Here is a 20,785-nt window from a genome sequence, read left to right on the forward strand (position 1 = left end):
CGCAAAGTGAGCGCGGAGCTTATCCCTACTGCTCGCCCGGCACTCCGCGCATATCCAGCAAATGATGCGCGATGCCCTTGTGGCAGTCGATGCAGGTCTTCTCGCCGGATGAGGCGGCCCCATCGTTGACATGGTTGATGATCCGTGAAGCGGCGTGATCACGCGCTCGGCCGCTAGAAATTCTCGCTGCATCGGCTTGGCTTATTGAAACAAACAGCGCGCCGGTCGGCGCCGCGAGAGTGCGCTCATCGCTATTTTGCCGGGGCGCTCGACAGCCATTTCGCCGATCTCCATCATCTTCGCAGTGCATCAATGCAGATGCCTTCGTGACGATCGGGAGATGGCAATGAAACGGCGGGACTTCCTGACACTATCGCTTGGTGCGGCGGCGCTTACGGCCTTGGCTGCGCCGGCGCGCGCCGGAGACAGGCCGAAGGAGATCCGCATCGGCACCCAGAAGGGCGGGTTCTTCCCAGCCGTGAAGGCGCGCCGCACGATCGAGGACGCGTTCAAGCCTGAAGGAATCGACATCGTCTGGGTCGATTTCCAGTTCGGTCCGCCGCTGCTGGAGGCCATCAATGTCGGCAGCGTCGATTTCGGCTATGTCGGCGACGCGCCGCCGATCTTCGCCCAGGCCGCGAGCGCCAAGATTCGTTATGCCGCCGCCGTCAAGCAGAACGGCAACACGCAGGCGATCGTGGTGCCGAAGGACTCGCCGATCAAGACGCTCGCTGATTTGAAAAGTAAGCGCATTGCCTTCGGCAAGGGCTCCAGCGCGCATAATCTGCTGGTTGCTGCGCTGGAAAAAGCCGGGCTGTCCTGGAGCGATATCACGCCGGCGCCGCTCGCGCCCGCCGATGCCACGGCTGCTTTCGTGAAGGGCTCGGTCGATGCCTGGTCGATCTGGGATCCGTATCTCGCGCTCGCCGAGCTCAAGGAGAATGCGCGCGTGATCGCCTGGGACAAGGACGTGCATAAGCCGAATGCCTTCTACATCGTCGGCCAGGATTTTGTGGAGAAGTATCCCGGCCTGGTCGCGAAGCTGAATGCGACGTTCGCGGCCGAAGGGCTATGGGCGAATAGCCATCACGAGGAGGTCGCCAAAGCGCAGGCCGAGGCGACCGGCGTCAATCTCGAGGCGGTCAGGCGCTTCGTCGACCGCTCCACCTACAGCGTCGTCCCCGTCGATGACGAGATCATCAAGAGCCAGCAGGCGGTGGCTGATCGCTTCACCCGGCTCGGCCTGATTCCGAAATCCATCACGGTCGCCGACATCGTCTGGAAGTGGACGCCGTCCACCTGAGACGCGTGTTGTGCAACGATATCCAATTGTGAGATCCCTATGAGTCAATCTGCTTCGAACGCCAACATCCTCTGGTTTCTGCCGACCCATGGCGACAGCCGCTATCTCGGCACGTCGGAAGGCGGCCGCGAGGTCAATTTCAACTATCTGCGCCAGATCGCACAGGCTGCCGACCAGCTCGGCTACTATGGCGTGCTGATCCCGACCGGGCGAAGCTGCGAGGATTCCTGGATCGTGGCCTCCGCCGTGGCGCCGTTCACGGAACGCTTGCGCTATCTGGTCGCGGTGCGTCCCGGGCTGCAGTCGCCCAGCGTCGCGGCGCGCATGACCGCGACGCTGGACCGCGTCACCAATGGGCGACTGCTGGTCAACGTCGTGACCGGCGGCGATCCGGTCGAGAACAAGGGCGACGGCATTTTCCTGTCGCATGCGGAGCGCTACGAGGTCACGCGGGAATTCCTCACCGTCTACAACGACCTGCTGGAAGGCAAGGCGATGAACTTCTCCGGCAAGCACATCCGGATCGAGGACGGGCGGCTGCTGTTTCCGCCGGTGCAGGCACCGCGGCCGCCGCTGTTCTTCGGCGGCTCGTCGGATGCCGGCATCGATGTCGCCGTCGATACGGTCGAGAAATATCTCACCTGGGGCGAGCCGCCAGCGCAAGTGGCCGAGAAGATCGCCAAGGTGAAGGCGGTCGCCGACAAGCGCGGCCGCAAGCTCTCCTTCGGCATCCGGCTTCACGTGATCGTGCGCGAGACCAATGCGGAGGCCTGGGGGGCGGCCGACGATTTGATCAAATATGTGACAGATGAAACGATCGCGTCCGCACAGAAGATCTTTGCGCGGATGGATTCGGTCGGCCAGCAGCGCATGTCGCAGCTGCATGGCGGCCGCCGCGACAAGCTCGAGATCAGCCCGAATCTGTGGGCCGGCGTCGGCCTGGTCCGCGGCGGGGCCGGCACCGCACTGGTCGGCGATCCCGAGACGGTGGCTGCGCGCATCAAGGAATATCAGGACATCGGCATCGACACTTTCATCCTGTCCGGGTACCCTCATCTGGAAGAAGCTTATCGCTTCGCCGAGTTGGTGTTTCCGCGGCTTGCCTTGGATCGGCCGGATCATATCTCCAGGCTGCGGGCGAACACCGGCCCGTTCGGCGAGACCATCGCCAACGAGCAGTTGCCGCTGCGGAGGGCCTCGCAATCATGAGCTTGATCGACAGCCTGCCACGCGTCCGTAAGCTCGTTCTGCCGCGCGCCGACGGACTCATTCCCTGGCTCGTTCCTTTCGCCATCATCCTGATCTGGCAGGCGGCCTGCGTCGCCGGCCTGGTGCCGGTGCGCGTACTGCCGGCGCCGAGCGATGTGGCGCGCGCCGGCTGGAAGCTGCTGCTCTCCGGCGAACTGGCGCAGAACATCTGGGTCAGCTTCTGGCGCGCCAGCATCGGCTTCCTGATCGGGGGCGGCATCGGCTTCGCTTTCGGGCTTGCCAACGGTCTGTCGGAACTTTCGGCGAAGCTCACCGACACCACCTTGCAGATGGTGCGCAACGTGCCGCATCTGGCGCTGATCCCGCTGGTCATCCTGTGGTTCGGCATCGACGAGAGCGCCAAGCTGTTTCTGGTCGCGCTTGGCGTGTTCTTCCCGATCTATCTCAACACGCTGCATGGTATCCGCACCGTCGATCCGCAGCTGATCGAGATGGGACGCGTCTATGGCATGACGGATGGTGAACTGTTCCGCCGCGTGATCTTCCCCGGCGCGCTGCCATCGATCTTCGTCGGCATCCGGTTTGCGCTCGGCATCATGTGGCTGACCCTGATCGTCGCCGAGACCATCGCGGCCTCCTCCGGGCTCGGCTACATGGCGATGCAGGCGCGCGAGTTCATGCAGATCGACGTCGTCGTACTCTCGATCCTGATCTACGCTCTGCTGGGCAAGGTCGCCGACAGCGCCGCACGCGTGCTGGAGCGGCTGACCCTCGCCTGGCACCCGGCATTCAGCAAAGTTTGAGGTCTCCATGCAGCAAGTCCTTCGCGTCCCGCTGTCCGGCACCGAAACCATTGACCGATCGGATTTCGTGCCGCAGGCGCAAGCCCTGCGCGAAACGGCAGAAGCCCGCGGCCTGCCGCTGACCATCCGTGACCTGCGCAAATCCTTCGGTGACCATGAGGTGCTGCGCGGCATCGATCTGCACATCCCCGCCGGCCAGTTCGTTGCGATCGTCGGCCGCTCGGGTTGCGGCAAGAGCACGCTGCTGCGGCTGATCGCCGGTCTCGAGAAGCCGACCGCCGGCACGATCAGCTTTGGCGCGACCGCGCGACCGGAGGACGTCCGAGTGATGTTCCAGGAGCCGCGGCTGTTGCCCTGGGCACGGGTGCTGGCGAATGTCGAGGTCGGCCTTGGCCGCGATCGCAAGGCGCAAGGCGCGCACGAGCGCGCGAGCCACGCGCTTGCCGAAGTCGGCCTGGCCGACAAGCGCGATCAGTGGCCGTCCGTGCTGTCCGGAGGCCAGAAGCAGCGTGTCGCCTTGGCGCGCGCGCTGGTCAGCGGGCCGCGGCTGCTTGCCTTCGACGAGCCGCTGGGCGCGCTCGATGCGCTGACGCGGATTACGATGCAACGGCTGCTCGAGCGGGTCTGGGCCGACCAGGCCTTTACGGCGATTCTCGTCACCCACGACGTCTCCGAAGCGGTGGCGCTTGCAGATCGCGTGCTGGTGATCGAAGGTGGCCGCATTGCCGAGGACATCAAGGTCGAGATGACGCGCCCGCGCGAGCGCGGCTCCGCCGATCTCGCCACCTTGGAAGGTGCGATCCTGCGCGAGCTGCTCGGGCCGGGCCTGACGGAATAGGGGCCTCTCATGAACTCGATCGTACGCATCGCGCCGCAAGCAGACGCGGATTTCCGCGCCGCGATGCGGCATCTCGTGGGCGGCGTCAGCGTGATCACGGTCGGCCGCGGCAGCGAGATATCGGGCATGACCGTGACCTCGGTGTCCTCGCTTGCGGTCGATCCGCCGTCGGTGATCGTCAGCATCAACCGCGGTGCCTCGTCCTGGCCGCTGCTGCAGAGTGAGCGCGCCTTCGGCGTCAACATCCCCGCCGCCGATCAGCTCGAGATCGTTGAGCGCTTCGCCGGCAAAGGCGGGCTGAAAGGCGCGGAGCGCTTTGCCGGCGCCGACTGGCGCAAGCGGATCACGGGCGTGCCGCTCCTGGTCGGCGCGCTGGCGGCGATCGACTGCGAGGTCGAGGAGATCATCGAACGGCATTCACATGCGATCGTGATCGGCCGGGTGCTGCATCTCGATGTCGGTCCCACGGCGGCCGCGCTGGCCTATTGGCAGGGCGGCTATGTAGCTGTCGATCGCGATGAGGACATGGCGCGGCTTGCCGCGCTCAGCGTGCCGAATCCGCCGTCGCGAAGCTAGAGCCGAGGCGGCAGGTTGCTGCGTCGGACTGGCGTTCGTCGGACAGAGGGCTTAGAAGCGCTTCATTCTATTTTGGCGGAGCCAATGAAGCGTATCGGCAAGCGTATCGGTACCTGGGCGTTGTATGTCGTCGGCACGGCCGCGATCCTCTATCTCGCGCTCTATGCCTACGCGACCTTGACACGGCGCGAGTTCACGCCCGGCGACCCCATCCACATCTTCCGCAGTCCGGACGCGCCGAATTATTCGTAAGGAGGCGCGAACTAGGGCGAAGCATCATTGCGAGCCGACCGGTCCGCGCGAATGCGCGGCCCGGTGGGCTCCTCGCAATGACGTCCGTAACGAGGGGCGCGATCGCCTCGATGAACAGACGCGATCGCACAAGATAGCGGTGAAGCGTCCGAATTAGCCGATCGTCGTCGGCATCCGCGCTTCGCCTGCGCCCGGCGGCGGGATCGGCACGCCGCCATCGGCATATTCGTTGAGCTTGTTGCGCAGCGTGCGGATCGAGATGCCCAGGATGTTGGCCGCATGCGTCCGATTGCCGAGGCAATGCTTCAGCGTCTCCAGGATCAGGTCGCGCTCGACGTCGGCCACGGTGCGGCCGACCAGGGCCCGCGTCACCTGTTCCGCGGCCATGGTCGCATGGGCCACGGCAGGCTGCGTCTTGACGATGTCGAGACGGTCGCCGTCGGGGGTGAGGATCGCATCGGCCCCGATCTCGTCGCCAACGGCCATCAGCACCGCGCGATGCATGGTGTTCTCCAGTTCGCGCACATTGCCCGGCCAGCGATTGGTGGTCAGCACGCGCTTGGCGTCGGCCGAAATCGGCCGCAGCGGCACGCCATTGGCATCGGAATATTTGCGCGCGAAGTGATGGGCGAGCTCAAGGATGTCGGCCGGGCGCTCACGGAGAGGAGGGATCTTGAGGTTCACGACGTTGAGCCGGAACAGGAGGTCCTCGCGGAAGCTGCCCTCGCGCACGGCATCGGCCAAATTGCGGTTCGAGGTGGCGATGATGCGGATGTCGACCGGAACCGGCCGGGTGCCGCCGACGCGATCGATCACGCGCTCCTGGATGGCGCGGAGCAGCTTCGACTGCAGCCGCACGTCCATCTCGGAGATTTCGTCGAGCAGCAGCGTGCCGCCGGAGGCTTCCTCGAACTTGCCGATCCGGCGCGCCACCGCGCCGGTGAAGGCGCCCTTCTCATGGCCGAACAGTTCGGATTCCAGGAGGTGTTCGGGGATGGCGGCGCAGTTGATCGAGATGAAGGGACGTTTGGCGCGCGCCGAGCGGCTGTGCACGTAACGCGCCAGCACCTCCTTGCCGGTGCCGGATTCGCCGGTGATCATCACCGATGCATCGGAGCCGGCGATCTGCTGAGCGAGCTTGATCACCTTGGCCATCGCCTCGTCGCGGTAGACCAGATCGCGGGAGTCGTTGGCGACGGCGGCCAGAACCGCTGCGATCAGCTCCGGCTCGGGCGGCAGCGGAATATATTCCTTGGCCCCCGCATGGATCGCGGCGACCGCGGCGCGGGCGTCGCTGGTGATGCCGCAAGCGACGATCGGAACATGAATGTGCTCGGCATCGAGCCGCATCACCAGGTCGCGGATGTCGAGCCCGACCTCGACCAGCAGCAGGTCGGCGCCCTTGCCGCCGCGCAGTACGCGCATCGCCTGCTCATTGTCCTCGGCGTGAGTGACGGTCGCGCCATTGTCCATGGCGATCTTGGTGGCGGCGGTGAGCTGGCCCTTCAGCGTCCCGACGATCAGAAGCCGCATGTCAATCTCCTATTCGTTCCTCCGCGCTGCTCCGACAAGGCGCGCGTCTGTCATTCGTGTCAGTTGCGATCGGATTTGATGATTTCTGTCATCGTCACGCCGAGCTTGTCTTCGACCAGCACCACCTCGCCGCGTGCCACGAGACGGTTGTTGACGTAGATATCGATGGCTTCGCCGACCTTGCGGTCGAGCTCGAGCACGGTGCCCGGCCCGAGCTTCAACAGCTCGCCGACATCCATCTTGGAGCGGCCGAGCACGGCCGAGACCTGCACCGGCACGTCGAACACGGCTTCGAGATCAGCGGCGATGCGTGCGGCCTGCTCGTCGTCGGTATAGGTGACGTCGCCGAGCGGCGGCGCGTCGGTGCCGTTGAGATCGGGAAGCGGGACCTGAGAATCGGTGTCGCTCATGACTTAAACTCCCTTGACCGCAGCGGCGGCCGGATTCCTGGACGCTATGTAGCGCCCCACAAGTTCGTTGATCTTGGCTTCGATGGCCGCCCGCTCCAGCACCACGCCGCCATCGGCCCATTCGATCCGGCAATCGCCGGTCACGATCTCCGGCTCGGCCAGGATGACGAGGCGGCCCTCGAAGCCGCTCTGCTTGGCAAGCTTCTCGATCCGCTCGCGCGCGGTGTCGTAAAGCTGTTCGTTGATGCGCACGACGAGATGCGGCGTTGCGACCAGGTGAGCGAAACAGTCGGTGATGAGACCGGTAATCTCGCCGAGCGGCTCGGCCGCGATCAGCGCGCCGCACAGCTTGCGGGCGACCGCGATCGCAACGTCCACCGCTTCGGTCTCCATCCGCTCCTCGACGACGGCGAAGCGCGCGGCGATGCCTTGCAGATGGATGTTGATCTGTTCGAGCGAGGCCGCCATGCGGCGATCGGCTTCGACCTTGGCTTCGCGCTGCGCGGCCTCGTAGCCATTGCGGTAGGCGACCGCTTCGGCGGCTGCGACCTTCTGCGCGATCTCGGCGGCCGTCGCCGCCCGCTCCCGCGACTTGTCGGGTGCGGAGAAGTCGGTGTCGAACAGGAATTTCGCGGGCGCTGCCATCAATACACCAGTTCGTCGTCAGCGCGGTTCTTGGTGAGCATGATCTCGCCCTTGGCGGCGAGGTCCTTGGCCAGGTTCACGAGCAGCGCCTGTGCCTCGTCGACGTCGCGCAGGCGCACCGGTCCCATCGCGGCCATGTCGTCCTGCAGCATCTTGGCGGCGCGGGAGGACATGTTGCTGAAGAAGAAGTTGCGAACCTCCTCGTTGGCGCTCTTGAGCGCGACGCCAAGCTTGTCCTTGTCGACATTGCGCATCAGGGTCTGCGCGGAGGCCGAGTCGAGCTTGATCAGGTCGTCGAAGGTGAACATCAGCGCCTTGATGCGCTCGGCGGATTCGCGGTTCTCTTCTTCCAGCGAGGTGATGAAGCGGGTTTCGGTCTGGCGGTCGAAATTGTTGAAGATCTCCGCCATGACCTCGTGGGCGTCGCGGCGGCGGGTCTGCGACAGGTTCGACATGAATTCGGTGCGCAAGGTCTGCTCGACCCGCTCGATGACCTCCTTCTGTACGGCCTCCATCCGCAGCATGCGGCCGATCACGTCGAGCGCCATGTCCTCCGGCAGGATCGCCAGCACGCGCGCGGCATGTTCCGGCTTCAGCTTGGACAGCACGACCGCGATGGTCTGCGGATATTCGTTCTTGAGATAATTCGCGAGCACCTCTTCCTGGACGTTGGAGAGCTTCTCCCACATGTTGCGGCCGGCGGGGCCGCGGATCTCGTCCATGATGCCGCTGACGCGTTCCGACGGCAGATATTGCTGCAGCAACCGCTCCGTTGCGTCGAAATTGCCCATCAGCGCGCCGGAGGCCGACATTCGCGAGACGAATTCCAGCATCAGGTCTTCGACCACGTCAGCCTCGACGGTGCCGAGGGTGGACATCGCGAGCGACAGCTCGCGCACCTCGTCGTCGTCGAGCTGCTGCCAGATCTTGCCGCCATATTGCTCGCCGAGCGCAAGCATCATGACGGCGGCGCGCCGCGGCCCGCTCAGGGGCTCGCTCTTCGGACGCTGGGCCTGACGGCTGGCGAGCGTCGCGATGACGGTGGAGATGTCGTTCGTGTTTGCGTTCTGCGTCTGTGGGAGCGACATGGCGATCTATGCTTCAGTTTCTGCGCTGACGTTTCTGGATCAATTCTGTTGCGGCTCGGCGAGCCACTGGCGGATGATGGCGGCGGCCTCGCCCGGATTGCGGTCGGCCAGCTCGCCTACGCGGTGCACGGATTGGGCATGAACCTGGCCCTGGACCTGGGCGACGTCGATCAGATGCGCGGTCTGCTGCGAGCTGGCGGCCTGCGCCACGGCCTGGGCGGTCTCATCGGTGAGCGCCGGCAACCCGGTCAGCGCGGCGACGTCTTCGGAGGCGAGGATCTTCTTCACCAGCGGGCGGATCACCATGAACATCACGACCAGGCCGAGCAGCATCATCACGCCGAGCTCGATGACGTACATGACGTCGTCCTTGGTGAACTGCAGCATGCCGAGGATGCCGCTCGGTTCGTTGATCTGCGGCACCGCAGGAGCTTCGGCGAACTTCAGATTGACCACTTCCACCTGGTCGCCGCGCTTCTGGTCGAAGCCGATCGCCGATCGCACCAGAGCCGCGATGCGGTCGAGCTCCTCCTTGCTGCGCTCCTTGTAGACCAGGTCGCCCTTCTCGTTCTTGTCGTAGGCGCCGTCGACCAGCACCGCGACCGAGATGCGGTTGACGCGGCCGGCCTCGGTGACCTCGGTCTTGGTCGTCCGCGAGATCTCGTAATTGTTGGTTTCCTCGGTCTTCTTGCTCTGGTCGCGCGGGGTCTGCGGGTTGACGTTCGGTGGCGTGCCCGGCAGTTCATTGGCGACCGTGACCTGGCCGTTGCTCTCGGTGGTCGCCGACTGCTCTTCCCGGGTCTGGCTGGAGCGCAGCACCCGGCCTTCGGGGTCGTATTTGTCGGAGGTCTGGGTGATGCGGTTGTAGTCGAAATCGGCCGAGAGCTGCACCCGGGCGCGGCCTTGGCCGACCACGGAGGAGACGATGTCCTCGACCTGCTTGCGCATCCGTTTCTCGAAGGCGGTGCGCCGCTCGTCGCCGACCGCCTGGTCGACGTCGGTGACCGAGCCGTCGGCGAGCAGCTGGCCGGCCTCGTCGACGATCGAGACCCGCTGCGGCTTCAACCCGTTGACGGCCGAGGCCACCAGGTGGCGGATGGCGCGGATCTGCGCCGGGTCGAGCGTCCCGCGCACGCGCACGACGATCGAGGCCGACGGCTCCGGCGTCTCGCGCGAGAATAGGGGGCGCTCCGGCAGCACCAGGTGCACGCGCGCCGCCTGGACGCGGTCGATGGACCGGATGGTGCGGGCGAGCTCGCCTTCCAGCGCGCGCAGATGATTGATGTTTTGCACGAAGCTGGTGGTGCCCAGCGCATCCGACTTGTCGAAGATTTCATAGCCGACGCCGCCGCCCTTGGGCAGGCCGCCCTCGGCGAGCTTCATGCGCAGCCGGGTCACCTTGTCCTTCGGCACCAGGATGACGCTGCCGTCGTTGCGCAGCTCGAATTGGATGCCCTGACGCTCCAGATCCTTGATGATGCTGGAGGAGTCCTCCATGCTGAGATCGGTAAAAAGAGTGGTCATTTGCGGCGTGGTCACGCGCATGATGACGAACGCGAAGAAGCCGATCAGCGCGGCCGTCACCGCGATCATCGCCATCAGCCGCGCGGCGCCCAAACCCTTCAGGAAGTCAACCAGGCCTTGCAAGCAACTGCCCCACAGTTCGGTATTCAACAGGTGGCGGCGAGAGCGGGATTTGAACGTCGCGGGCCTTTACGGCCGATTGCAATTAACGCGAGATTTGATCCAACCTTCGCCGGGCACCTGCATTCCAAATGGTCTCTCGACCTCGACTACGGACACCGCGGCTTGCGGGCGGCGCGCGAAATCTGAATCGGACCACTGGGCAATTATTGCCTATGGGAAGGTTTCGATATGGTTAACGCCTGTTAAAGGGTACTAACAAACTGTCGACATGCGAAAAAACGGCTTGGCGTGGCCAAGCCGTTTTTTTTCGAATCAGGATGGCGTCGTTAAGGATCTATTGACGATATTGCTGAATTCGGGTGGTGCGCAGGCCGGCGAGACCGTGCTGGTCGATCGAGAATTGCCAGGACAGGAATTCGTCGACGGTCAGGGTGTAACGGCTGCAGGCCTCCTCAAGGGACAGCAGTCCGCCGCGGACAGCGGCGACGACTTCGGCCTTGCGGCGGATCACCCACCGTTTGGTGCCGGGCGCGGGCAGATCGGCGATGGTGAGCGGGCTGCCGTCCGGCCCGATGACGTATTTCACCCTCGGGCGATGGGGTTCTGTCATGGCTTACTCACAAACTCTTAACCACTGAACTCACGGTAGTAACCTACGCCGACCCGCTTAAAATTTGCCTAAGCGAAGTCGCGCAATAAGAGGCTCCTTGGAAATGACGAGCGGTCCGGCGCCGAAAAGCGCCAGACTGCTGATCATGGTAAATGAATTCTTAAATCTTTCCGGGCCTTGGCCCGAAGTCCTGGCGTCTCAGGCGAGCTTCATGTTGAAGCACTGGATCAACGCCGTTGGCGTCCGTGCAGAGCGGGTGGTGTTCGGATGTCCGAAGTTCGCCAACGAACCTGCCGCGAGGTGACGCGAACTTCGGAAGGTATGGGCGCTAATTAACGATCTGCTGGATCTGGTTGACCGTATAGGTCTGGCCGCCAATCGACAGCAACGGCGGCTGCTGGCTCAGATCGACGGACGAGACCACACCCGCGATCTGGGTGGTGATCGCCACTGGCTTGCCAGACGTGTCGGTCGCCGTGGTGGTCAGCTTGTACTGTCCGTCAGGCCATTGCGTGCCGTCATTGCCCCGGCCGTCCCATTGGAATGGCTGGTTGTTGCCGGCGCTAGCCGAAGCTTTTCCGGTGTAGACGGTCTGGCCGACGCTGTTTGTGATGGTCAACGTCAGATTGCAGTTCGACGGAATGTTGAGGTTCCAGGCCGCTGCCGACTTGACCATACTTGTCGTCGAGCCGTTGACCACGGCGGTCTTGCCGACAAAGGCGAGCGCCTGGGTCGCCTGCGTCGTCTGCTCCACCGAGAGCAGCGAAGCGAGCTGATCATTGGTCTTGAGCTGCTGCTCGACGCCGGCGAATTGCACCAGCTGCTGGGTGAACTGGTTGGTGTCCAGCGGGTCGAGCGGGTTCTGGTTCTTCAGCTGCGTCGTCAGCAGCGTCAGGAAGGTCTGGAAGTTGCCCGCAATCGACGTATTCGAGCTCGAAGACGTGTTTGAGTTCGATGTGGGCGTCGTCGTCCCTGAAACCGGAGTGGTCGCCGCGATTGCATCACCAGTCGCCATGATCGATCTCCTTTACACCCTGATATCCACGCCACCCTGCGACCCGTGCATCCGGCCGTAGGACCGTCCGGCCATCTGGGCCGCAACGGTCTCGTCCTCGGTCACGATCAGGCGCTGCGCATTGCTGTTGTTGGACTGATTGTCGTTGCCGTTCTGGCCGGAAGAGGTCTGGTCACGTAGCGAGAATGAAAGCCCGCCGCTGTTTGTCTTGAGGCCAGCATCGTTGAGGGCCTGCTGCAGCTGCGGCGCGGTCTGCTGCAGCATCGACAGCGTTTCCGGCTTCTCGACCCGCAGATGCGAGGTGACCTGGCCGTTCTTGTCGACATCGATGCGGACATCGATCCGGCCGAGCTCGGCCGGATCGAGCCGCAGCTCAAAGCGGCTCTTGCCGTTCAATGCGGAGGCAGCGATCTCCACCGCAACGCCATGCAGCGGCACCGTGCCTGACGTCGCGGCGGTCGCGGTCAGGTTCGCCGACGTGATTGGCGCAGCCGTCGAGGTGGGCGCCGAGATCTGCGGCTGCAAGGCGCTGGCCACTTGTGCGCTCGGGTCGGAGCTGATGGGGGCCTGCACATCGACCTGCGCGCCGGCGCGATCATGCGCGGCCGGCGAAGCCGCATTGCCGTTGCTCTTGGCGGCGTCGGCCACGGGGACTGCGGCCTTGTCGATCTCTGCCTGCTGTGGCGCGGTGCCGGTCGGGTTGGTCTGAGCGGCCTGGGTCTGCGGCGCTGTCGTGTCCGGCGCCTTGGCGCCGTCTGCGGTGGCACCGGTCGCCTTGGGCTGTGCGGCCGCGGCTTTGCCCGATGTCTTCGCGGTCGAGGGCGCGGCGGCGTCGAGCGCAGCCGCAAATGCACCCGCTGGCTTGGCATCTTCGGTTGCGCCTGACGTCGTCGCGGTCGAAGTGCCGCCCGTGGTGTCGTCGGTCGCTTTCGCGCTTGTGCCATTGGTGGCCTTGGCCGCTGCGGCCATCAGGCCCGCTTTGGCGTCCACCGTGCCGGACGCGCCGGTCGCGGCGGCGGCCGCCTGGGCGGAGGCTGCAGTTGTGGCTGCGGCGGTGACGGCGGAGTCCGCGCCGTCGGTGGTCGCCGGCGCGGCCGGTGTATCGGCCGGACCGATGGTGGGTTGAACCGCGACGGCAATCGGGGTGGTCGGCACTGCGGTCGGGGTCACAGCAGCTGCGGCGGCCGCGCTGTCGTCCTTGGCGCTCTTGTCAGTGTCGGTCTTGCCGGTCGACTTGCCGTTGTCCGTTCCCGATTTGCTGGAAGTCGCGGCGGACTTGCCGTCCGAATTGCTGTCCGACTTGCCGCTCTTGCTGGCCTTGTCGGTCTGGCCGGTGTCGGTCGTCCGGTCGGGACGCGCTGAACTCGGGTCGCTGTCGCTCGCAGAACGGGGGCCCGAGGCGTCGTTGCTGCTGCTTGGCGAGGAGTCGCGGCTGGCGCTGGATGAATTCGTGCTGCTGCTGCGCTGCGGCGGGCTCGGCGGGGACGTGGTCGGCGCAGAAGAGGACGAATCGGACGGCGGGGTCGCAGCATCGACCAGCGCCGCGAAGCTGTCGGTGAGCTGCGCGGGATCGGGCCGCGTCGACTTCGCTGCCGTTGCCTGGTAGGCCGTGCTGGCCGTAATTTCTGTCGTGACGCTGACCACCTTAGAACCTCTCACGATCGACTCAACCGAAGCGGTTCAGCAAGGAGCGGGCCAGCCCGGCGCTCCTGATTTATTCTTTTAATATCAATATGTTATATCGGTGTCGGCCTGACCGTCGCGCCTCGGCACCCACGCCGTTTCTGCCCGGCCGGCAAGATTTGCCGCGCAGGCCTGCGGCGAGCGCGATTGCTTCGCAGGACACGCACCTATATTAGAGAGTGGCTTTTTTCGCGTTACCGATCGGGCCTTGGTCCGGGCCGGAAGATCGCGAGGAGGGCTTGCTAACCGCATAACGGCGCCACGCGAGAGTTCCCGGTCAGCAGGGAGCCCGCCCGTGGTCCATCGCAGTGACCTGACCATGCTCAACAGTCTCGATCTCGAAGGCCGTCCGCAGGACACCAGGGTGGTCGTCGCCATGTCCGGCGGCGTGGACTCCTCGGTGACGGCTGCGCTGTTGAAGTCGCAAGGCTATGACGTGGTCGGCATCACCCTGCAGCTCTACGATCATGGCGCGGCGACCCACCGCAAGGGCGCCTGCTGTGCCGGCCAGGACATCCACGATGCGCGCAATGTCGCAGCCCGGCTCGGCATTCCGCATTACGTGCTGGACTACGAAGACCGCTTCCGCGAGTCCGTGATCGACAATTTCGCCGCGAGCTATGCTTCGGGCGAGACGCCGGTGCCCTGCATCGAGTGCAACCGCGCCATCAAGTTCGGCGATCTTCTGTCGACCGCGCGCGAGCTCGGCGCCGCGGTGCTGGCGACCGGCCATTATGTTGCCTCGCGCCGGCTGGCCGACGGATCGCGCGCGCTCATCTGCGCCGCGGATGCCGATCGCGACCAGAGCTATTTCCTGTTCGCGACCACGCGTGAGCAGCTCGACTATCTGCGTTTTCCGCTCGGCGACATGACCAAGCCCGAGGTGCGCGAACTGGCGCGGCGTTTCGAGCTCGAGGTCGCCGACAAGCACGACAGCCAGGACATCTGCTTCGTGCCGACCGGCCGCTACACCGATGTCATCGGCCGTCTCAGGCCGAACGCGATGGAGCCGGGCGAGATCGTCGATCTCGACGGCCGCGTGCTCGGCAATCACCACGGCATCGCCAATTTCACGGTCGGCCAGCGCAAGGGGCTCGGCATCGCCAAGGGCGCGCCGCTGTATGTCATCAGGCTCGATGCGCAGACCCGGCGCGTGGTGGTCGGTCCGCGCGAGGCGCTGCGCACGCATCGCATCCTGCTGCGTGAGGTCAATTGGATCGGCGACGGCGCGCTCGATGCCGCCCTGCGTGGCGGGCTCGAGCTGTTCGTGCGGGTGCGCTCGACGCGTCCGCCGCAGCCGGCCTGGCTGCGCGGCGCCGATGGGCATTATGAGGTCGAACTCGTCGCCGGCGAAGAGGGCGTTTCGCCGGGACAAGCCTGTGTGTTCTACGACGCTCCGTCCGGCCGCGCCCGCGTGCTGGGCGGCGGTTTCATCCAGAGCGCCGATTCCAAGCCGCAAGCCACGGGCCGCAGCGCGGGGCCGCAGCGCATCGCCGAGGCCGTCCGCGGCTGATCATCAAGTCAAGGTAAGAGGGGCATGGGGGACATCGACCGCGCCGGGGTCGAAAAGGCCTATGAGCGCTGGGCGCCGGTCTACGACCTGGTGTTCGGCAAGGTGTTCGACGAGGGACGGCAATCCACCATCGCGGAGGCGAACCGGATCGGCGGCCGCATTCTCGACGTCGGCGTCGGCACCGGGCTCTCGCTCTCGGACTATGCACGCACGACCAAAATCTGCGGCGTCGACATTTCCGAGCCGATGTTGCGGCGGGCGCAGCAGCGCGTGCGCGAGCTCAAGCTCAGCAATGTCGAAGTGCTGGCAGTGATGGATGCGAAGAACCTCGCCTTCGCCGACAATCTGTTCGATGCGGTGGTCGCGCAATATGTCATCACTGCGGTGCCCGACCCGGAAGCGACGCTCGACGATTTCATCCGCGTGCTCAAGCCCGGCGGCGAGCTGATCCTGGTCAATCATATCGGCGCCGAGACCGGCCCGCGCCGGATGTTCGAACTGGCGTTCGCGCCGATTGCCCGACGGCTCGGCTGGCGACCGGAGTTCCCCTGGGCGCGGCTGACCAATTGGGCCGCCAGACACGGTGGTGTGACCTTGGCCGAACGGCGCCCCATGCCGCCGCTTGGGCATTTCTCGCTGATCCGCTACCGCAAGAATTGATCGGGGCAGGGCGGTTCCATCAGCCGTCAACGACCCCGACGGAACGATACGGGCGGAACGACATCGCCGGCCCGGCGTTGCCGAGCCATGAGCATCAGGACATCATTCGCTGTTCCTTTCCTCGCGGCTTCATTCGCGCTTGCGGCGAGCACTGCGACTGCGGTTCACGGCCAGGCCCCGCCGACCCCAGCCACGCCGCCGCAGGCCACTGCGCCCGCGCCGTCCGCCGATCAGAACGCGGCTTGCGCCCCCAATGCGCGGGCAACCCCGACCCCGGACGGCATCACCACCGGCCAAGCCGGCGAGCCGCTGGGCGACAAGCTTGCCAAGACCAACGGCGTCCTGTGTCCGCCGGCCGGCGTCGATCCCGAGATGCATGCGCCGACCCCGGAGGGCGGCACGACGCCGGTGATCCCGCCGCCCGGCAGCCCCGGCGGGAATCCGAACGTGCAGCCGAAGTGAGCGGGCTCTCGTTCCACAAGCGGCGGGGCGCGCGGCAGGCCGGGTGGTCACGATATCGCCGCGGTCGAACCGGGATTGCATCGGCGCGTCGCGCGACATGCGGAGCGTAAGGTTTGCAATGTCCGCGACGGTTGCTTGACAGGCCGTCGACGGACTCCTTATATGCCGCGCGTTCGCGAAGCCGTCCGCGGTCTTTTGACCCGCACTGGACCTTGGCCGACGCACCGTGGCGGGGTAGCTCAGCTGGTTAGAGCACGGGAATCATAATCCTGGGGTCGGGGGTTCGAGTCCCTCCCCCGCTACCATCTTTCCCCACACTCCTTTGACGCGGTTTGGATAAGCCGTTTCCCCCAGCAGAGCATTTAGACGGCCTGTTATCTCCACGGTCACACCACCCGGGCGCGCTGGATCCCGGAAGACGGTGACGGTTTCGACTAGATCTCTAATGGCTTCGGCGGCTTCACCGTCGCCAGCACTGACACCTTTCGCTAGCGCCTCTTCAAGCCGACCGAGTTGTTCCTCATATTGCTTGAGAATGGCCGGATGCAGCGCCACCTCTTTTGGGGCTGGCGGCTCACTCTGCAACTCCTTGGATATCCGCTTTCGTTTGGCGTCTAGGGCAGTCGATTGCGGACCGAGAACGGATGGATCGCCGTGCCCTTTTGCGATCGCATTCACTAGCCGGTCGATTTCTCGGTTCAATTGCCCAAGTTGCTGCTCGAGGCGCTGTCTTTTTGCATTTGATGCTATTGCGAGGCGCTTCCGTTCTTCGAGATATGTGCGCACGTACTCCGAAATGACTTTCGGTGCGCGCAATTCGGCCTTCAGTCCGCTGAGAACTGCGCTCTCGACGGTGTCTAAATAGAAGGTCTTGGCGTCAGGACACGTACCGCTCTCCGTCGCTGCCGAGCAGCGAATGCGAACGCGCTCCGATTTGTCCCGTCCATTGGTCGCCATGCCCGCGCCGCATGAACCGCAACGGAGCAGACCAGACAGCATCCGGCGGGGCCGACGTTGATGGCTGGGGTGGGTGCGACCGCGCTCCTCTTTGCGCTTCTGAGCTGCTGAGAACAGCTCGGGATTGATAATTGCAAGATGGGGCACGTCAGCAACCTGCCACTCACTCTTCGGGTTGGGGCGTGACAGGCGTTTTCCCGTGTCGGGATCTTTCACCATCCTGACCTTGTTCCAAACGAGACGTCCCACATAAAGCTCATTCTGCAGGATGCCGGCCCCCCTCTCAAGGTTGCCGTTAATGGTTGAGGCATTCCACGCTCGCCCTCGCGGAGGTGACACTCCCTCCTTGTTGAGATCGTGTGCGATTTCGCGAGGGGTTCGGCCGTCGACGTATTCCTGAAAGATGCGCCGGATCATTTGTGCCTCGGCCTCGACGACCACCCGCTCGCCGCTTTTCCCCGCGATCGGGGCGTAACCGTATGTCAGGCCACCTCCAGCCAAGCCTTGCTTGACCCGTCCAGCTTGGCCGCGACGCACCTTATGTGCGTTGTCCTCGCGATAGAGTTGTCCGACTAGGCCGCGAAGGCCGACCAGCACAGTGTTGACGACGCCCTCGTGAACCGCCCGGATCTCGATCCCGAGAAAAGATAGCCGCTTATGGATGCCTGCGAGGTCTTCCATGTCGCGGGAGAGACGATCAAGAGCTTCGACGATGACGAAATCGAAGGATTTCTCTCTCTCGCATCGTCCAATAGCTTCAGTAAGCCATCGCGTCCCATCAACGAGCCACCGGAACGGGCCCGATCTTCGTAAGCACGGACGACGCTTAATCCTTCTCGGCTGGCATAGCTTTGACAAAGCGAAAGCTGATCCTCAATAGATCGTTCGTTCTGAAGATCTGTCGAGAATCGAGAATAGATCGCCGCTCTCGTCTTTGTTTCTTCGGTTGGCCTGCTCTCTCTCATGATCTTCCCTCGCAGCCAGACGAGCAAGTACGCGTGCAAGGCGTAAGATCGCCTCGTCCGGACTCGTCTGCAAGGGCAATTTTCGACCTGCGTCCCGCATGATCGAATCCCTAGATCCTCGAGAAATTTTTCGGAGTGTATGCACTCGCGGCGACGCAATCGGCAAAATGTCGCAGGCGGCGATCAGTCTCGGTATGCTCCTCTGCGGACGCTTCAGTGGAACCGACCATTATGGTTTCGTCCTGCGATCGGATGTTGCAGCAAGAAAAAGACGTCGAACTTGAGGTGACTTTACCCGCCGAACGTTCTGCAGCGAGCGTACGGCGAAGCCAATAGCGAGATAGAGTCGTGACAGAGCATCGCATCGCGAGGGCTCAATACTTTAGCGCCGCTTGACGTGGATCATCAGCAACGCCGGAATTGACGACGGCCTACAGTTCGCAGAAAACCGTATCGTGAAAGGCTACCTGACGTGTTAGTTCGACAGCAGAGCTGTCGATCGCCATCAAGCACGGTGAGCTTCATTCGCTCAACTGCAAGTCAAGCAAAGCTGCTGCATCTCGTGCTTAGATCGAGCGGCTTGCGTCATCTCGGTATGAGTTGCCGCTGCTAGGTCAAGCCGATCATATTTGTGTTATTGCGTCGCTTGCGGGGCCGTTGCATAGGCGCGTGCGGCTATCGTTGCACGGCGCTCTTGTGAACCGCATCGCGTTCTCGGCCATTCGGCTTCGATCCGTCGCGCAAGTACATATAATGTGTCGCTCGCCGGAGGCACTCGCTCGCGGTCCCCGCCGGCATTGCATGCCCGCGTCGCTATCACTGTCCCGCGTTCGGGTGCCTTGTTGACCGATCTCGCGACTGCACTCGGTCCCGGGTCCCGCCGCTACGCGTCGGCGCTATGCTGACCCTCTTGCGGGTGCCTCTTTTGATTTTCTCACTCTTGCCTCTTGTTATCACCTGCGCTGACTTGCTCAACATCCTACCGCTTGAGATCTAATGGGCTCCGCCCCTCGCGCGGGCCAGGGTAAAGCACCGGCTGTCGCCGGCGCCGCCCCGAGCGGTCTCCCCGGTCTTCCGCGCTGTTTTCAATCTGCCGACTCCGGACTGCATGGCTCAGCGTGTGCAGACCCGCTCTTGCGAGCGGCCCTTGCAGGCGGGCGATCCCCCTCCGCTCGGGTCGCCCCGGCGCTTGCTACCCCCGGTCTCGCCGACGGGCAGGGGTGCAGGCGCGTGGTGCGCCTTGCACCCATGGAAGCAAAAGGAAGTTTGATCATGTCGGCCAAATCAGTTGAAACCATTCCCGTGAGTGGAAGGGAGGTTTTGATTCCACTCAACAAGCTGAAGAAATCGCCGAACAATGCGCGCAAGGCGCCACACAGTGAGGCGGCGATTGAAGCCTATGCGGCGAGTATCGCCGCCAAGGGCATCTTGCAGAATCTGGTCGTTGAACCGGAGTTGGATGGAGAGGGAGCAGCTACCGGGTGCTATTTGGTGACGATCGGCGAGGGCAGGCGGCTTGCCCAGCTCTTGCGGGTGAAGCGAAAGGAGATCAGGAAGTCCGAGCCGATCCGCTGCGTCATCGACACCGCGAATGACCCCCATGAAATCAGCCTGGACGAAAATGTCACCCGGGAAAACATGCACCCCGCGGACCAGTTCGAGGCATTCAGGAAGCTTGCCGAGGAGCGTGGCTTCGGTGCGGAGGAGATCGCCGCTCGCTTCGGGGTGACGCCGCATGTGGTGCGGCAACGGCTGCGGTTGGGGACAGTTTCTCCGCGATTGATACAGCTCTATCGCGATGGCGAACTGACGCTTGAGCAGTTGATGGCCTTCGCCATCACCGACGATCAATCCCGGCAGGAAAGCGTGTATGAGCGTCTCTCCTACGACCGCGATGCCAGCGCTATCCGCCGTCTCCTCACCGAAACCCATGTGGCCGCTACCGATCGCCGCGCACGGTTTGTCGGGCTAGAGGCCTACATCGACGCGGGCGGCACGGTCCAGCGCGACCTCTTCACCGAGGATCGCGGCGGCTATCTGGAAGACGTGGGGCTGCTCGATCTCTTGGTGACGGCACGGCTGGGCCGCGAGGCGGATAGCTTGCGGGCGGCTGAGGGTTGGAAGTGGACGGAACCCTATCTCGACTTCCCGCACGCTCACGGCATGCGCCGTGCCTACCCGCATCCGGTCGAGCTGTCGGCGGAAGATCAGACCGTTCTCCAAGCCGCTCAATCCGAGTTCGACCGACTGACCGAACGATATCAAACGGCCGATGAACTGCCTGACGACGTGGATGCTCGGTTCGGAGAACTCGAGAGCAAAATCGAGCAGTTGGAAGCGAAACGACAGGCTTACGATCCCGGTGATGTCGCGCGCGGCGGCGCGTTCGTGACCCTCAATCATGACGGCACCGTCAGGATCGAACGCGGTTTCATCCGCCCCGAGGACGAGAAACCCCATGCCGAAAACGGGCAGGACGGCGACGCCCAGGCACCGGATGAGGATGGTGGAGGGGACGATCAACCCACGCGCGATGATGAAGGAGCGGAGGGAGAAAACGAGGAAGAAGACGAGGAACAGTCGCTGTCCGATACGCTCATTCGTGACCTCACCGCG

20 protein-coding genes, 1 tRNA gene and 2 pseudogenes are annotated in these 20,785 nt (G+C 64.1%); 12 read left to right on the forward strand and 11 right to left on the reverse strand.

Translation table 11 applies throughout. The features are described 5' to 3' along the window. Positions 1 to 25: 25 nt before the first annotated feature. A pseudogene (locus tag BRAS3843_RS40825) lies at positions 26 to 109 on the reverse strand (NapC/NirT family cytochrome c); the annotation flags it as partial. 237 nt (positions 110 to 346) lie between these two features. Here BRAS3843_RS40825 and BRAS3843_RS19065 point away from each other — a divergent pair. The 6 genes from BRAS3843_RS19065 (at position 347) to BRAS3843_RS41615 (ending at position 4,981) form a co-directional block, all read left to right on the forward strand. Next, a complete protein-coding gene (locus BRAS3843_RS19065) occupies positions 347 to 1,303 on the forward strand; it encodes an aliphatic sulfonate ABC transporter substrate-binding protein (protein WP_008970636.1) in 957 nt (318 codons plus the stop codon). Between the two features lie 39 nt (positions 1,304 to 1,342). Beyond that, positions 1,343 to 2,512 carry an FMNH2-dependent alkanesulfonate monooxygenase gene (gene ssuD, locus BRAS3843_RS19070; protein ID WP_008970637.1) on the forward strand — a complete coding sequence of 390 codons (1,170 nt, stop codon included), beginning with the start codon at positions 1,343 to 1,345 and terminating at the stop codon, positions 2,510 to 2,512. Next, positions 2,509 to 3,315: an ABC transporter permease subunit gene (locus tag BRAS3843_RS19075; protein ID WP_008970638.1), complete on the forward strand. Its 807-nt coding sequence runs from the start codon at positions 2,509 to 2,511 to the stop codon at positions 3,313 to 3,315. Before ssuD ends, BRAS3843_RS19075 begins: the two co-directional genes overlap by 4 nt. Before the next feature lie 7 nt (positions 3,316 to 3,322). Beyond that, a complete protein-coding gene (locus tag BRAS3843_RS19080) occupies positions 3,323 to 4,153 on the forward strand; it encodes an ATP-binding cassette domain-containing protein (RefSeq protein ID WP_008970639.1) in 831 nt (276 codons plus the stop codon). A gap of 9 nt (positions 4,154 to 4,162) precedes the next feature. Then, positions 4,163 to 4,729, forward strand: coding sequence for a flavin reductase family protein (locus tag BRAS3843_RS19085; protein WP_008970640.1), 567 nt, complete (start codon positions 4,163 to 4,165; stop codon positions 4,727 to 4,729). A gap of 84 nt (positions 4,730 to 4,813) precedes the next feature. Continuing rightward, positions 4,814 to 4,981, forward strand: a complete 168-nt coding sequence (locus BRAS3843_RS41615) for a hypothetical protein (RefSeq protein ID WP_008970641.1) — start codon at positions 4,814 to 4,816, stop codon at positions 4,979 to 4,981. Between the two features lie 153 nt (positions 4,982 to 5,134). On the opposite strand, the gene BRAS3843_RS19095 is transcribed toward BRAS3843_RS41615, so the two are convergent. The 6 genes from BRAS3843_RS19095 to BRAS3843_RS19120 form a co-directional block, all read right to left on the reverse strand. Continuing rightward, entirely contained in the window at positions 5,135 to 6,514 is a 1,380-nt protein-coding gene (locus BRAS3843_RS19095; protein WP_008970642.1) for a sigma-54 dependent transcriptional regulator, read from the reverse strand. 59 nt (positions 6,515 to 6,573) lie between these two features. Then, positions 6,574 to 6,924 carry a flagellar motor switch protein FliN gene (gene fliN / locus BRAS3843_RS19100; RefSeq protein WP_008970643.1) on the reverse strand — a complete coding sequence of 117 codons (351 nt, stop codon included), beginning with the start codon at positions 6,922 to 6,924 and terminating at the stop codon, positions 6,574 to 6,576. 3 nt (positions 6,925 to 6,927) lie between these two features. Then, positions 6,928 to 7,569 carry a FliH/SctL family protein gene (locus BRAS3843_RS19105; RefSeq protein WP_008970644.1) on the reverse strand — a complete coding sequence of 214 codons (642 nt, stop codon included), beginning with the start codon at positions 7,567 to 7,569 and terminating at the stop codon, positions 6,928 to 6,930. Further along, complete coding sequence (gene fliG / locus BRAS3843_RS19110; protein ID WP_008970645.1) at positions 7,569 to 8,657, reverse strand: flagellar motor switch protein FliG; 1,089 nt, start codon at positions 8,655 to 8,657, stop codon at positions 7,569 to 7,571. Before fliG ends, BRAS3843_RS19105 begins: the two co-directional genes overlap by 1 nt. Before the next feature lie 39 nt (positions 8,658 to 8,696). Continuing rightward, positions 8,697 to 10,304 (reverse strand): flagellar basal-body MS-ring/collar protein FliF, encoded by a 1,608-nt coding sequence (fliF, locus tag BRAS3843_RS19115; protein WP_008970646.1) that lies wholly within the window; start codon positions 10,302 to 10,304, stop codon positions 8,697 to 8,699. A gap of 334 nt (positions 10,305 to 10,638) precedes the next feature. Further along, positions 10,639 to 10,914, reverse strand: a complete 276-nt coding sequence (locus BRAS3843_RS19120; RefSeq protein WP_002714638.1) for a DUF1153 domain-containing protein — start codon at positions 10,912 to 10,914, stop codon at positions 10,639 to 10,641. A 97-nt stretch (positions 10,915 to 11,011) separates the two neighbouring features. Here BRAS3843_RS19120 and BRAS3843_RS40830 point away from each other — a divergent pair, with 97 nt between their 5' ends. After that, a complete protein-coding gene (locus tag BRAS3843_RS40830) occupies positions 11,012 to 11,218 on the forward strand; it encodes a hypothetical protein (RefSeq protein WP_139024917.1) in 207 nt (68 codons plus the stop codon). 24 nt (positions 11,219 to 11,242) lie between these two features. Here the strand turns inward: BRAS3843_RS40830 and BRAS3843_RS19125 are convergent, their stop codons facing one another. Continuing rightward, the gene (locus BRAS3843_RS19125) at positions 11,243 to 11,929 is read right to left on the reverse strand and encodes a flagellar hook capping FlgD N-terminal domain-containing protein (RefSeq protein WP_008970648.1); all 687 of its coding nucleotides are present in this window, start codon (positions 11,927 to 11,929) and stop codon (positions 11,243 to 11,245) included. Positions 11,930 to 11,941: 12 nt separating this feature from the next. Further along, a complete protein-coding gene (locus BRAS3843_RS19130; RefSeq protein ID WP_244425396.1) occupies positions 11,942 to 13,588 on the reverse strand; it encodes a flagellar hook-length control protein FliK in 1,647 nt (548 codons plus the stop codon). Positions 13,589 to 13,931: 343 nt separating this feature from the next. On the opposite strand from BRAS3843_RS19130, the gene mnmA reads away from it, so the two are divergent. From mnmA to BRAS3843_RS19150, 4 genes are all read left to right on the forward strand, one after another. Next, positions 13,932 to 15,125 (forward strand): tRNA 2-thiouridine(34) synthase MnmA, encoded by a 1,194-nt coding sequence (gene mnmA, locus BRAS3843_RS19135; RefSeq protein WP_008970650.1) that lies wholly within the window; start codon positions 13,932 to 13,934, stop codon positions 15,123 to 15,125. A 24-nt stretch (positions 15,126 to 15,149) separates the two neighbouring features. Further along, positions 15,150 to 15,785, forward strand: a complete 636-nt coding sequence (locus BRAS3843_RS19140) for a methyltransferase domain-containing protein (RefSeq protein ID WP_008970651.1) — start codon at positions 15,150 to 15,152, stop codon at positions 15,783 to 15,785. A gap of 87 nt (positions 15,786 to 15,872) precedes the next feature. Further along, the gene (locus BRAS3843_RS19145) at positions 15,873 to 16,247 is read left to right on the forward strand and encodes a hypothetical protein (RefSeq protein ID WP_008970652.1); all 375 of its coding nucleotides are present in this window, start codon (positions 15,873 to 15,875) and stop codon (positions 16,245 to 16,247) included. 228 nt (positions 16,248 to 16,475) lie between these two features. Then, a tRNA-Met gene (locus BRAS3843_RS19150) sits at positions 16,476 to 16,552 on the forward strand. On the opposite strand, the gene BRAS3843_RS39185 is transcribed toward BRAS3843_RS19150, so the two are convergent. Then, positions 16,509 to 18,062, reverse strand: a complete 1,554-nt coding sequence (locus tag BRAS3843_RS39185; protein WP_347379583.1) for a recombinase family protein — start codon at positions 18,060 to 18,062, stop codon at positions 16,509 to 16,511. The two genes, BRAS3843_RS19150 and BRAS3843_RS39185, sit on opposite strands and share 44 nt — an antisense overlap. Continuing rightward, positions 17,996 to 18,169: pseudogene (locus BRAS3843_RS42590) on the reverse strand (recombinase family protein); the annotation flags it as partial. The pseudogene BRAS3843_RS42590 and the gene BRAS3843_RS39185, both read right to left, overlap by 67 nt. Before the next feature lie 1,272 nt (positions 18,170 to 19,441). On the opposite strand from BRAS3843_RS42590, the gene BRAS3843_RS19160 reads away from it, so the two are divergent. Then, a partial coding sequence (locus BRAS3843_RS19160; protein ID WP_035982180.1) for a ParB/RepB/Spo0J family partition protein occupies positions 19,442 to 20,785 on the forward strand: 1,344 nt, incomplete at its 3' end.

The sequence above is a fragment of the Bradyrhizobium sp. STM 3843 genome, assembly GCF_000239815.1.
Taxonomy (GTDB): domain Bacteria; phylum Pseudomonadota; class Alphaproteobacteria; order Rhizobiales; family Xanthobacteraceae; genus Bradyrhizobium.